The sequence below is a fragment of the Halorubrum salsamenti genome, from assembly GCF_007671685.1.
Taxonomy (GTDB): Archaea; Halobacteriota; Halobacteria; order Halobacteriales; family Haloferacaceae; genus Halorubrum; species Halorubrum salsamenti.
This window is the reverse complement of the sequence record NZ_VCNL01000009.1, coordinates 55721-69026: the sequence shown is the minus strand read 5'-3', so window position 1 is coordinate 69026 and position 13306 is coordinate 55721. Positions and strand designations below refer to the sequence as shown.

9 protein-coding genes and 5 pseudogenes are annotated in these 13306 nt (G+C 57.4%); 8 read left to right on the top strand and 6 right to left on the bottom strand.

Annotation, left to right across the window (positions count from 1 at the left end; genetic code table 11):
- Positions 1-29: 29 nt before the first annotated feature.
- The 4 genes from acnA to FGL94_RS16905 all read left to right on the top strand — a co-directional run bounded on the left by acnA (position 30) and on the right by FGL94_RS16905 (position 5359).
- Positions 30-2807 (top strand): aconitate hydratase AcnA, encoded by a 2778-nt coding sequence (gene acnA / locus FGL94_RS16920; protein WP_144927776.1) that lies wholly within the window; start codon positions 30-32, stop codon positions 2805-2807.
- 161 nt (positions 2808-2968) lie between these two features.
- Positions 2969-3523, top strand: coding sequence for a DoxX family protein (locus FGL94_RS16915; RefSeq protein WP_144927773.1), 555 nt, complete (start codon positions 2969-2971; stop codon positions 3521-3523).
- An 18-nt stretch (positions 3524-3541) separates the two neighbouring features.
- Positions 3542-4243 (top strand): methyltransferase family protein, encoded by a 702-nt coding sequence (locus tag FGL94_RS16910; RefSeq protein ID WP_206664956.1) that lies wholly within the window; start codon positions 3542-3544, stop codon positions 4241-4243.
- 411 nt (positions 4244-4654) lie between these two features.
- The gene (locus FGL94_RS16905; RefSeq protein WP_144927770.1) at positions 4655-5359 is read left to right on the top strand and encodes a DUF7546 family protein; all 705 of its coding nucleotides are present in this window, start codon (positions 4655-4657) and stop codon (positions 5357-5359) included.
- On the opposite strand, the gene FGL94_RS16900 is transcribed toward FGL94_RS16905, so the two are convergent.
- The 3 genes from FGL94_RS16900 to FGL94_RS16890 form a co-directional block, all read right to left on the bottom strand.
- The gene (locus FGL94_RS16900; RefSeq protein WP_144927767.1) at positions 5338-5562 is read right to left on the bottom strand and encodes a hypothetical protein; all 225 of its coding nucleotides are present in this window, start codon (positions 5560-5562) and stop codon (positions 5338-5340) included. The two genes, FGL94_RS16905 and FGL94_RS16900, sit on opposite strands and share 22 nt — an antisense overlap.
- A 108-nt stretch (positions 5563-5670) precedes the next feature.
- Entirely contained in the window at positions 5671-6273 is a 603-nt protein-coding gene (locus FGL94_RS16895; protein ID WP_144927764.1) for an AsnC family transcriptional regulator, read from the bottom strand.
- An 88-nt stretch (positions 6274-6361) separates the two neighbouring features.
- Positions 6362-6502 (bottom strand): YHS domain-containing protein, encoded by a 141-nt coding sequence (locus FGL94_RS16890; protein ID WP_144927761.1) that lies wholly within the window; start codon positions 6500-6502, stop codon positions 6362-6364.
- Positions 6503-7276: 774 nt separating this feature from the next.
- Between FGL94_RS16890 and FGL94_RS18685 the strand changes: the two are divergent.
- Positions 7277-7479: pseudogene (locus FGL94_RS18685) on the top strand (Gfo/Idh/MocA family protein); the annotation flags it as partial.
- Between the two features lie 84 nt (positions 7480-7563).
- Positions 7564-8766 (top strand): DUF418 domain-containing protein, encoded by a 1203-nt coding sequence (locus FGL94_RS16875; protein ID WP_144927757.1) that lies wholly within the window; start codon positions 7564-7566, stop codon positions 8764-8766.
- A gap of 355 nt (positions 8767-9121) precedes the next feature.
- Here the strand turns inward: FGL94_RS16875 and artA are convergent, their stop codons facing one another.
- Complete coding sequence (gene artA / locus FGL94_RS16865) at positions 9122-10099, bottom strand: archaeosortase A (RefSeq protein WP_144927802.1); 978 nt, start codon at positions 10097-10099, stop codon at positions 9122-9124.
- A gap of 193 nt (positions 10100-10292) precedes the next feature.
- Between artA and FGL94_RS18460 the strand changes: the two are divergent.
- Positions 10293-10508: pseudogene (locus FGL94_RS18460) on the top strand (transposase); the annotation flags it as partial.
- A pseudogene (locus FGL94_RS18455) lies at positions 10503-10797 on the top strand (transposase); the annotation flags it as partial. The pseudogenes FGL94_RS18460 and FGL94_RS18455, both read left to right, overlap by 6 nt.
- Before the next feature lie 523 nt (positions 10798-11320).
- Here the strand turns inward: FGL94_RS18455 and FGL94_RS16855 are convergent.
- Positions 11321-11934: pseudogene (locus tag FGL94_RS16855) on the bottom strand (transposase); the annotation flags it as partial.
- A gap of 295 nt (positions 11935-12229) precedes the next feature.
- Positions 12230-12889 (bottom strand): annotated as a pseudogene (locus FGL94_RS16850) (IS4 family transposase); the annotation flags it as partial.
- Between the last annotated feature and the right edge of the window lie 417 nt (positions 12890-13306).

Sequence of the window (13306 nt, the reverse complement as noted above, 5' to 3'; positions counted from 1 at the left end):
TCAAGAGCCGGGGCGCCGTAGCTCAGGGTATGGCCGAAACCGATCCTTTCGACGCGATACGCGAGTTCGAGTTCGACGGAGATGCCTATCGGATGGCGGACCTCACCGCCCTCGAAGAGGCGGGACTCTGTGAACTGGACCGTCTCCCGGTCAGCATCCGTGTCCTCCTCGAATCCGTCCTCCGGAACGTCGACGGCGACACGATCTCCGCCGAGGACGTTCGAAACGTCGCGTCGTGGCAACCTGACGTGCCGGACGTCGAACTCCCGTTCACTCCCTCACGAGTCGTTCTTCAGGACCTCACCGGTGTCCCTGCCGTCGTCGACCTCGCTGCGCTCCGATCAGCGGTTGACCGGAAAGGCAAGGAGCCCGCGATCGTCGAGCCAGAGATTCCAATTGACCTCGTGATCGACCACAGCGTCCAGGTCGACTATTTCGGCTCCGAGGATGCCTACGAGAAGAACGTCGAGCTGGAGTACGAGCGCAACGGCGAACGCTATCGCGCCCTCAAGTGGGCTCAGCAGGCCTTCGACGACTTCCGCGTCGTCCCGCCGGGCACCGGTATCGTTCACCAGGTGAACCTCGAATACCTCGGGCAGGTCGTTCACGCCCGCGAGCGGAACGGTGAGAACTGGCTGCTTCCGGACACGCTCGTCGGCACGGACAGCCACACGCCGATGATCGGCGGCATCGGCGTCGTCGGCTGGGGCGTCGGTGGCATCGAGGCCGAAGCCGCGATGCTCGGCCAGCCCATCACGATGAAACTGCCCGAAGTCGTCGGGGTCCGCCTTACCGGAGAACTCCCCGAGGGTGCAACTGCGACTGACCTCGTGCTTCACGTCACCGAACAGCTTCGCGAGGTTGGCGTCGTCGATCGCTTCGTCGAGTTCTTCGGCCCCGGCGTGGCGAACCTCACGGTCCCCGACCGGGCCACTATCGCGAACATGGCCCCCGAGCAGGGATCGACAATCTCGATGTTCGGCGTCGACGAAGCGACGCTCGACTACCTCGAACTCACGGGTCGTGAGGAGGAACACATCGAACTCGTTCGCGAATATCTCGATGCGCAGGGGCTGTTCGGCGAACAGAATCCGGAGTACACGGAGACGGTCGAGCTCGATCTCTCGACGATCACGCCGAGTCTCGCGGGACCAAAGCGTCCCCAGGACCGTGTCCCGATGGACGATATGAAGACCCACTTCCGGGGGCTGGTCCACGGCGAGTTCGAAGACGAACTCGACGAAATCGACGAGGACGCGCTCACCCGCTGGCTGGGAGAGAGCAGCGTCGCCGCCGACCGCCCCGACGCCGACCTCCCGGAACCGGACGTGGGCGAACTAAACGACACGGTCGACGTCGACCTCGACGGCGAGACAACCGAAATCAGGCATGGGAGCGTCGTCGTCAGCGCCATCACCAGCTGTACGAACACGTCGAACCCTTCGGTAATGCTCGCCGCAGGCCTGCTCGCCCGCAACGCCGTCGAGCATGGCCTCGATGTCCCCGAGTACGTCAAGACTAGCCTCGCGCCCGGGAGCCGCGTCGTCACCGAATACCTCGAAGCCTCGGGATTACTGCCGTATCTCGAAGACCTCGGCTACAACGTCGTCGGCTACGGCTGTACGACCTGCATCGGGAACGCCGGGCCACTCCCCGAACCCATCGAGCGCGCCATCGACGCCGAGGACCTCTGGACGGCGAGCGTCCTCTCGGGCAATCGGAACTTCGAGGCGCGCATCCACCCGAAGGTCAGAGCGAACTACCTCGCCAGTCCGCCGCTGGTGGTCGCTTACGGGCTGGCCGGTCGGATGGACATCGACCTCGAAACGGACCCACTCGGGACGGACGATAACGGGGACCCGGTCTACCTCGCCGACATCTGGCCGGACGCCGACGAAATCCACACGGCGATCCATGAGAGCGTGGACGCTTCGATGTTCGAGGAGAAGTACGCCGAAGTGTTCGAGGGTGACGAACGGTGGGAGGCACTCGACGCGCCGACCGGTGACGTCTACGAGTGGGACGATTCTTCGACGTACATCCGCGAGCCGCCCTTTTTCAAGGACTTCCCGCTGGACGAGCCCGGCGTCGCAGACATCCAGGACGCTCGCACGTTGATGCTGCTCGGTGATACGGTCACGACTGACCACATCAGCCCAGCGGGCCCGTTCTCTCGTGAGCAACCTGCTGGTGAGTGGCTCGTCGAACAGGGCGTCGAGCCCCACGAGTTCAACACGTACGGCGCTCGCCGGGGCAACCACGAGGTGATGATGCGCGGCACCTTCGCCAACGTCCGCATCGAGAACGAGATGCTCGACGATGTCGAGGGGGGCTACACGGTTCATCAGCCGACGGGCGAACAGACGACCGTCTTCGAAGCGAGTCAGCGCTATCGAGAGGACGATACGCCGCTGGTCGTGTTTGCGGGTGAAGAACTTGGAACGGGGTCGAGCCGCGACTGGGCCGCGAAGGGGACCGACCTCTTGGGCGTTCGTGCAACCATCGCTGAGAGCTACGAGCGCATCTTCCGCGACAACCTCGTCGGCATGGGCGTCCTCCCGCTCCAGTTTGCCGACGGCGACTCCTGGGAGTCACTCGATCTCGATGGATCGGAGAATATCGCGATCCACGGCCTCGACGACGGCCTGAGCGTGAACGACGAACTTACTGTCGTCGCTGAACGATCTGACGGATCGACCGTTGAATTCCCAGTCACTGCCCAGATTAGTACACCGGCTGCTGTTCGATACGTCGAAAACGGCGGTATTCTCCATCTCGTTCTTCGTCGCCTACTCACCCAAGAGTAGCTGCGACGTTCTATTTCTCTCACTTCAACGTGCGACGGTTTTGTCGCTCTTCGAAGAGTGGCCTTTGCTACTAACTCTGATTGCCGAAGAACTTGTACGCCCCACCAAAATCGGCGGGGGGACGCGTAGCTATATAGGTCGTTGACGAATCACTCTGTAGTATGTCATCACAGGAAGTCACGCTAGAAAGCACAATTGGCGGCTTCACGGCGAGCGGGAAGCTCCACACCTTAAGCGTCTGGTTTATCCTCGCGCTCAGGCTGATGATGGGGATTGCGTTCTTCCAGAGTGGACTTGACAAGGTTCTCTCCGGGAGTTTTAGTGCCGGTGGATATCTCACTGGGGCCGTTCCGAACAGCGGGAGTCCGCTTGCAGATTTGTTCGTCTCGATGGGGAACACGCCGTGGTTCGTCGACTTCGTGAACGTCGCAGTACCGTGGGGAGAGGTGCTGATCGGCCTCGGACTGTTATTCGGCGCGCTCACTCGGCTCGCTGCGTTCTGGGGGGCGTTTATGATGCTCATGTTCTATTTCGGCAACTGGGACGTCGCACACGGCTACATCAACGGGGATTTCGCGTACATGCTCGTGTTCCTCTCTGTCGCCGCGTTCGGCGCTGGACGGATACTCGGCCTCGATGCGTATATCGAACAGTACGAGGTCGGCGGAGTGCCGCTCGTCGAACGGTATCCCTGGACTCGATATCTTCTCGGGTAGGCTAGTGGTCATTCAATAATGTCTCAAAGCACCTATGCCGCATCAACAATAGACGCCTCTCTCTCGAACCCTGCAGCTTGGGGTCTCGCGCTTATCGTCATCGTCGTAGTTTCCTGGTTCTTCTATCGATATTTCGCTCCGAACAGCTGGCGGGAGTGGGTTGGTGCAGGGGTGGTGCAAGCGTTCATCATCGCACTGTATGCAGAGATGTACGGGTTTCCACTGACGATCTATCTGCTGGTCCGGTTTTTCGGTCTGGATCGCGAGTACGTCAGTACCAACCTCTGGTCTACCCTAATCGGGTTCGGCGAGACGGGTATGTTCGTATCAATGCTCCTCGGCTACGCTGTGGCGTTTGTCGGCATCGGTCTGTTTGCGCAAGGGTGGCGGCAGGTTTATCGAGCACGACAGGACAATCGACTGGTCACCGACGGACTCTACGGATACGTCCGTCATCCACAATACACGGGTCTGTTCATCGCCCTGTTCGGCGAGGGGATCATTCACTGGCCGACGATCTTCTCTGTCGGTCTATTTCCGCTCGTTGTAGTAGTTTTCACGTGGCTTGCACGGAGGGAAGAGCGTGATATGATCGACAAATTCGGTGAGGAGTATCGAACGTATCAGCGCAAGGTGCCGATGTTTATCCCCCGCTGGAAGCAGTGGCGCGATCTCGTGGCAGAGTCTCGCAGCGGCGGTGATGATTTTGAAGACTCTTGAGTTATCTTCCTCCATAGGCGGCGGCGAAGCCTGAATCTCAGTCACCACCATCCGTCTAGCCAAGACGTAAGATCTGATGCCAGAATGGCCGCAAGGCGGAAACTCGCGCCTTCAGGCGCGGGACGATGTTGACAATGGGGATACCAACCACACTGGATAGCAGGCCGACTCCCCCACGCCAACCAGAATTATTATAAGTACATACACTTACCCAAGTGGCGATCTTCGGCAACAACACGTCGGTCAATGATCTTCTCTACAGGGAGACCGGGCAGAGTGCCTTGTAGCTGGAACCTGAGGCGGTTCACTGGTTTGAAAGCAGAACAGCAACTTCGAACTGCTTTTTATTGCTGATTGTCTATCTCTTCGTGAGTCCCTGAATACGTAATCAGCTGTGAACTTCTACGACTTATGACGCAACCAGCACTCGAAAGCGATCGTATAAGCCGATTTCTCGTATCCAGCACGTGGCTCAATATCCTCCTTGCTATGCAGTTGGTCGCCGGGCTGGTGTACGCATATATCACAGGGGATATGGGGAGTCGGTGGACCCATTTCGTCCTTCCATTTATTTGGTTCACCGCCTCCGTTTGGGTGATCTGGCACACTCGCCCCGCGAAGACACGTCGCGTGTATCACATCGGTGCCGTACTTGTCGTTGCTCTATACCTCATCGTTATGTTTTATTTCTCAGGATTACTTGGACCGAGCACCTCTCATTTCGGGCAGCTCACTGGGCCAAGCGGTTTCGGAATGACGTGGGGTCGGTCTTTGGGGTGGAGTCCGGTCTTCGTCTATACAGGTGACCTGATCACAGTCTCGCTCATTCCTTACCAGGCGGTTGGCCTGTTCGCGCTGGCGTATCTCGTCTACGATGCGTTGCTTGATCTCTCGCAGTCGGCAGTCGGAGGGATTGTCGGGATTGTAGCGTGTCCTGCCTGCGTTAGTCCATTGTTTGCTGTACTACTTGCAGGCGGGCTAAGTGGTTCTTCAACGATGCTATTGCTTGGTGCGTATGGCTATGAGATTGCAACCGTTCTTTTTCTCGTGGCTGTTGGAATCCTCTATCATCGCCAGGTACTCACGAGGCAGTATCACCAGTTCCGAATAGATTGATACATAACCGTGGATTTGCCCGAACCGTTCTCATCGCCGATGCCGACGATTTCTCTCGCCCGAATTTTCAGATTGGCACCGGTGAGGACAGACACAGATCGCGTCAGCGGGAGGTTTAACCCGTGCGGTTTTTCAATCTCATCAGCACGGACGAGTACCTCGCTGATGGTAGCTTCTGACGTGGTGGTTGTGGATTCGTCCATAGGTGTATACACACGCTTCTGATCCACTGCGATTACTGTTTCAAATCTAAACTATCAGTAGCAACCTCGTGAGCAATCAGAAATGGAATACACAACTGATGCTGGACTCTAAGCATCAGATTTCTCTTGACTTTCTGTGTACTGTTCCCTGTATATCGTTTCACAGTCTTCACTGCAAAACTGTCGAAGTGAACCACCGACACGGGTAGCTAGTCCGTCTTCGCTGACGGTGGTTCCGCAATTTGCGCATTCGAGTACGGATTCAGTTCCCTCGGAATACGCTGACCGGGTAGCGCTCGACAGCAATTGTACGTCGTATCGTCGCACGTCACTCAGTGGTATACTTCGCTGTGCCCACGTCCCGACTGTAGCCCGCGGCGGCGACGCAACGACCACAATCTCGCCCTCTGCAGTTGTGAATACGTGTTCTACGTAAGGTGTCTCCAGAACTGATTTTCGAAGTGGATCCGTCTTCCCGAGTTCAGGCTGGAGACGCACCATTACGCCGATCCGGTTGTCGTACTGTGTGAGGTCGAGGTCAACGGTGAATCGACGAATGATGCCTTCTTGCTCCAGCTGACGAACACGTGCCGAAACGGACGGGGCTGAGAGATTTACTGCCTCGGCAATGGCACTATATGGCCGTCTCGCGTTCTCCGCTAAGAGCTGGAGAATTTCGCGGTCCGTGTCGTCAATTCCATGTTGCGTCATTGAAAGATGGAATGGGGTGAGGGGGGATCGGGGATGGGTGGGGAGCTACAGCGCTTGAGTCGCGGGGTTTTCTCGATGGGTGTTGCGTTTAGACGTATTCCTCTGGTGCTGAAGTGAATGTCTCTTTACATCCCTCAGCACAGAAGTAGTACGTCTGGCCGTCGTACTCAGCGCTGGCCGGTGCTTCGGTTTCGTCGACGTCCATTCCACAGACGGGATCAGTTGCCATTCGGTTTCACCCCGCTCATATGTACGGGCTCCTAAACCAAGCACTTTGCTCTTAGTAATTCAAAGCCGTAATGCCGAGCGACCTGAGCGGATCTGGACGTTCTGGCCGTTTGATGCCACGAATCGAGGCCCATCTTCTCACAATACCGAATGTACCGCTTGTACGTACCCTGGGTTTCTTATCTGCGTCCAATATAAACGACGTGCTTGAGGTGTGGAAGCGCCTGATGAGCCGCTCTGACTTGAGTGAGGACAGTTGATGTATCGGGTTCTAACTGTTGAAGCAGGTGAACGATAAGAGGGCGGGCAGGACTAGCCACTACTCCAGGAAGAGTGTCGTCCACTTCCGGAAGCGACCGACGCTGTATGCTGTGATATCCTCGGCCCGCTGAAGGCTGAATCCGACATTTATGAACATTTTTCCTACCTTTTCTTCAGCGAATCACGATCGAGGAGCGAGGAAGGTAGCACTAGCGAGTGGTGAGACGGTCTTGTCAGTAGTTCGCGGCCTGCTGACCCGGAGGTGTCCGGGTCAGCCGCCCCATCTGTCGCTATCCGTCTGGAACTGACAGCACGAATAGCCGAAACTGTGCTGTCGAGACGGCTGGCCGATCAGTAAACTCTCGCTGATCAGCAAGCAATAGGCACACCAGAATCCAAAGATTGTACATCGCCACCGCGAACAGAAACTCGAACAACCGCACCGCAAATGTCGGTGACGACGTTCATGGGAGGAACTCACCAATCTTTCGATAAGACGTTTCTATTTCCCACCGGTGGCGGTCATCATCTCTCCGACACGACGGTCGAAACTCGCGATGGCGACAGTCACGCGACCGAACAGGCGACCTTTCTACAGGAGGTCGCCGAGGGGGAGGCCCCACGATCAACACGGTCGAGGAGGCGTTGTCCGTCCAGCGCGTCATCGACGCGATCTATCGCTCCTTGGAACGCGAACAGGCGATACGGCTAGACTGACCGCGGCGCTTGCATCGAATTCGTCCCCGACGCGACGGGTATCAGAACCTATTCGGTCCTGCAGACCCTCCCCCGAGATAATTCGTGACACGCGATCCCGGTCCCACCCCGCCCTCCGAACGGATCGTCAGCCTCGATGCGCTCAGAGGGTTCGCCCTGCTCGGAATCTTGGTCATCAATATCTGGGTCTTCGCGATGCCGGAGGCGACGCTTCTCAACCCGACGGTGTACGGCGACTTCACCGGCGCGAACTACTGGGCGTGGTTCCTCGGGCACGTGTTCGGCCAGGCAAAGCTCATCACGCTGTTCTCCGCGCTGTTCGGCGCGGGGATCCTGCTATTCGTCGACAGCAAGGAGGAGAAGGGCCAGCCGGCAGTTCGGCTCCACTACCGGAGGACTGTGGTCCTCATCGCGATCGGGATGGTGCACGCGTACCTGCTGTGGTACGGCGATATTCTCGTTGCGTACGGATTCACGGGGCTGTTCCTGATCACACTCCGCGACTTGGACGCGAAGCGACTCGCGGTGCTAGGCGGAGTCTTCCTGTTGTTCGTCCCCGCGACGGAGCTGTTCGCCGCGGTCAGCATCGGCGGCGACGCGATCGCCTCCCAGTGGGGGCCCGCAGAGGTGGCGCTCCGTCAGGAGGTGGCGACGTACCGCAGCGGGTGGATCGAACAGCTCGACCATCGGGTATCTTCCTCATTCCAGCGGCAGACGACAGGGTTCATCGCCTCGACGTTCTGGCGCGTCGGCGGGATCATGCTGCTGGGGATGGCCCTGTACCGCTGGGGCGTGCTGACCGGTGAGCGCTCGACGCAACTGTATCGCCGGCTCGTCGGCGTCGGGGTCGTCGGCGTCGCGATTGTCGTCGCCGGTGTCGCTTACATTGAGGCCAATAACTGGAGTGCGGACGCCGCCTTGTACTGGCGGCAGTTCAACTACTGGGGAAGCCTCCTCGTCGCCGGCGGCTACCTCGGACTCATCACGCTCTACGCACAGTGGCGGCCGAACGGTCCGATAACGAGAGCTTTCGCTGCGGTCGGGCGGACCGCGTTTACGAACTACCTCCTCCAGACCGTCATCGCGACCACGATATTTTACGGCCACGGGCTTGGCTTGTTCGGCTCCGTCTCCCGCGTCGAGCAGTACGCGATCGTCGTCGTGATCTGGTCGGCGCAAGTTGCTCTGTCGGTGCTCTGGCTGCGCATTTTCCGGTTCGGACCCGTCGAGTGGGTCTGGCGGACGCTCACCTACGGGGAGCGGCAGCCGATGCGGAACTCGAAGTAACCCACGCCGGAGCGCGGTACTGTCGTGTGGGCACCCAATCGGTTCGCAACCGACGCCGGAACTCCCCGGCTGTGGGTCGTAGTTTTCGATGAGATAATACCATACCCAGAGTAGGAGTCCATCGCTGTTGCATTCATGACACAGTCACACCACCCCGGCAGTATCGCCGTCCCAAGCGGGGTGTGGGTGCGCACTGAACCACTCCAGCAGAGATACGTCATCCCGTGGACGGTGGCAACACTGAAAGACAGTCTTCACATGTTGGCAAGCAGGGAACGATTACGGCCGTGGTCACCGATGAGATCGCGGCAGCAACGCGATCATACGTCCCGGATCGTAGCTGATCGAGAGGATCTCAGTCGCTTTCCGTCGCCGCTTCTGGCTGTTCGACCGCGGGCTCACGCGGGAGATCGAGGGCGGCTTGGAGGTCATGATCCTCACCTGTGAGCAAGTAGAGTATATCTTCTAGGATGGTCAACAGTTCCGGGAGCTCGCGGACGACGAGGTAGGTGATCGCCATGAGCGCGACGACCGCCCCGAGTTGGCTGATGATGCGGTCGGAGATCAGAAACGACACCCGATGAGGATCGGTTTCGCCGAACACAAACAGGATCGCCTCCGAGAACCAGTCCATCAACTGATTACCGGCGGCGATCGAAATGAAGGCGGTGCGAAATACGTTGAGCACGAAGATAATCGGGACAGCGACCGCCAGCGCGCGGAGCTTTCGGTTTAGGGGTGCTTTGACGGCCGCGATCAGGCCACTGAAAACGGCGATACTGCCGAGACCGGTACAGGCCAGGACGATGTAAATGTTGTAGATATGGCCGTCGCTCAGCGTCCACTGGTAGGTCGCCATGAACCCCTCGGGGCTCTCGACGAGTGCGGGCGAGTAGCCCGCCACCGAAATGATCCAGCCCGTTATGACCGTCGTTACCTCGATGAGGTACTGCCGGGGGGCCGGTAATGAGAGTCCGCTAACCGTGATCGCCGGAATCGTCTCGAACGGGAGATATATAAATCCCATAACGGCGATGGCCCGAGAGAGGACAAACAGCGTTGTCCGGCCGGTATAGAGTTCGTAGGCCGCGTAGAAACAGGCTGGGCCGCCAATCAACGCGAGAAGAGTTTCAACAAAGCTCTGCTGTTCGAACCACCAGAACGGCACCGAGTTAAGCCAAAACAGCCCAAAGCCGATCCAAGCGGCCGTTGCTGTCGTCCGTGCGGCGTCCATGCGCTCTGTCCCCGAGTGGCGGCCGTACCACTCGATGACCCCCGCAGCGGCAAAGAGGAGCACGACGACCCAGATCAACGTGTCCGACAGCGGTCCCATGGTAAAGAGTTCGTCGCGGAGCCATGCGACGGGGGAACCGGTCATACTAGGCGGAAGGAGATAGCCTCATAAACCCCTTACGCTCATCTGTAGAAAGTCAGTACCTACGCTCATGGGAAGTAGGTTGTTGGTCGGATAGAGCTACCACTCTGAAAACGTAGTGGGCAAGGGTGACGCGGATGCGTCACTAAGTGTGTTCCCATTCGAAGTATTTCGTTCGGAGGCCGCTGCCGCGAGCATGCTCCTGCAGGTTCGTTGGCGTGATAGCCTCTACTGTCCGCACTGCCACAGTGAATCGGTGATCAACTACGGCAGTTATCGATTGTTCCAGCGGTATCGGTGTAAGGATTGTGGCTGCACGTTCACCGACAAAACCGGCACGATCTTCGCCCACGCGAAGATCGACCTGAGAATCCTCGCTGCAGACCGCGGGTACGACGCAAAATCCTTTCGCAACGAACTTCGTGAAAATGGCATCAGACCACTGATCAAGCATCGTATCTACTCATCGCTTGATCGTACTCACAACGCCCGAATGGACAGTGATCGCTATCACCAGCGAACAATGTCGGAAACCCTCTTCTCAAGCACAAGCGCACGCTCGGCGCAGTCGTGGGCGAAGGTGGTGGCATAAATTCCGCGAAATGATCCTCAAAGCCATCGTTTACAACCTCCGGCGAAGCGTTCGATATCCATGAAATCGACCGCCGTATGCCGAAACTACACCTATGAAAGCCTGCTAGCTCAACAAACCACGTCTGCGATACTATATTTTTCGCCGAGATCGACCTGACCTTGTTCACGGGGAGAAAATCACCAGCCTGCACGGCGAAAGCTCACGAAACAGCCGGCAGGCGGTCAGAACGTGAACGCGTTAGCTGTGGCTCACACTCGCTGCGACCGGCCGGTGAGGGCCGCCGTCTCGGCGGCCTTCAGTAACTCAGCTCTTGTGGATCAGACTCCTCCATGCAGTCGAGCATCTGGAAGATCGATACGAGCTACTGCTGCGCTGATGGGTGGTGTGTGCGTAAATGGAGCAACACCTATTCGGGCTCGCCGCCCGGATGCCGCTAGCATCCGGGCGGCCTCCCATGATGGTGCTTCCTTGGCAAGTAGGCCAATCAGAGCCACGCGTTCGAAGACGCTGTTGAATCATCGGCCTTTGACCACCCCAGTACCTCTTTACGCACCCTGGGGACTTAGCAGGCCATCCGTCTTCAGTTAAGACTCACACCTCGGTTGTGTAGCGGTAGCGAGCGTCTCTTGTAAGATTGGTCGCTGCTTGTGGATCTTTTGAGCGTCTTCGATCAGTCGTTCAAGCAGCGGCGATGGTGAGTAGCCGAGATACTCACCCAGTTTGTGGAGGAAAAGCTGGGCGTGCGACCGGAAGGTCGCCGCCCAGCGTTCTGTCGGAAACACGAGCTCATCATCCGCCTGCTCAGTCACCAGATCCAATAAATCGCGGCTTACAAGCAGTGACAGCAGTGCTGCGTATAGTAAGATCTTCACCACGTGTTCGTCGCTCGTGTCGAACTCATCCAAGTTGTACTGCGTCTTCAGCTCACGGAACAACAACTCAACTTCCCACCGACATCGGTAGATCTGCGCTAAATCCGCCGGGAAGAACTCCTTTCTCGCCAAATTCGTCACGTACAGATGGTAGTCGTCGGCGTTCTCGTCGCGGACGCCGACGACGCGAAATCGCTTCGTATCCAGCGACCGCGTCCCATTGTACGTCCCCGTTTGAACTCGACTTCGACCTCCACATCGATGTACTTCCGGTCGAGATCGTCGAGAACAGCTCGGAGCTGCTTGCCCTCTAAGGGAATGGCGCGGTAGTGATGTAGGTGAACCCTTGATATAATTTCACCCAGTACCGTTTAGAGGTGTTCTCCTGTGGGATCTCTATAGATTTCTCTTGCTAAATCCCATTTATAAGTGAGTGGCAATAAGAGCCGATTCAGGTCTTGAAATGTCTGAAATGAGCTAGACACATTCTACCCATCCGATTCGCCGTCCCACATATCGATGAACTAAAACCGATTTAAAATTTCGTGCACCTAGTGCACGTAGTTCTAAGGTCGTATTAATCAATTAGAACAATTAGCTCAATTCCTTCCCTGAGCCACTACCGCGCCATTCCCGTAATTCTGCTGTGATCACCGGATTTGCGTTCTGCTTCAATCGACTCACGAAGAAGCCGCCGTTCTCGTCGATCAGCGCAAACCGGCGGTACTTGAAGTAGGCGAGATCGAACAGCATGAGGCGATTCTCAAGCCATGGTCCTGTCTTGAACAGGGTGCTGTCGTGTGCTTTCTCGTCAGCAGTATCGATCCGTTCAATCGTCTGCTCGGTGGCATTGTGGAGCAGGTGGAGCTTCGCTCCAGCCTGCTCCTCGTGGCGTGCTTCGAACTGATCTGAAAGAAATTCGTGTAACCGCAACACCGTTCCATCAGCGATCATCACATCTCTGAACCGGTCGATATCAGCAGCTGTCGCGTTAGGAACAGCGACCTCGTCGAGACCGTGCTCGACGAGGTCGCGGAGGTACTTCGCAAGTGTCGGAGTCAACCGCTGATAGAACCCACTCGGCGAGATCGTCTCATCGGCAGTAGAGTTGTAACAGCGTCTGAAGCCGGCGAGTGTTCGGCTTTCGCCTGCGGCGAAGCCGAACACGAATGTCCAGACGAAGGCAGGAATCTGAAGCTTCCCCTCCCGTTCGACCACGCCGAGTTCCTCGGCGTGCTCTTCAAGGAACTCAGAGGGAAACAGTGTAGTAAGCCGACGCATGATTCTCGATGAGGAGGCGTCTTGGTGCACACTTGCCGCCTCCTCATTCCTCTCAAAAAGTAGCCTCGATAAGCCGCTGCTGTCATGCGGTTCTTCGCTTAGCTAAAGACGAATGCTGCTTGGGTATCATCCGGTACGGTCTCTGAGAGCTCGCCGGTGATATTCTCGCGAAGATATGATGCATACTGCTCGCAGCAGCTACATCCTGGTGAGCTAAATTGCTGTGCTGATGCCACTACTACTGGTTCATTAATATCCCATGAATTCGTGCTTGAGCCACCCAGACAGCCTGTAAGACCTAGTATTCCAATTGTTCCACCAAGTTGAAGCATCCGACGACGATTCCACTGTTGCGGCATTATCGGACGTTACAGCAGTAGCTCTCATACGCTTTATCCCTATTACTAATAACCAGGA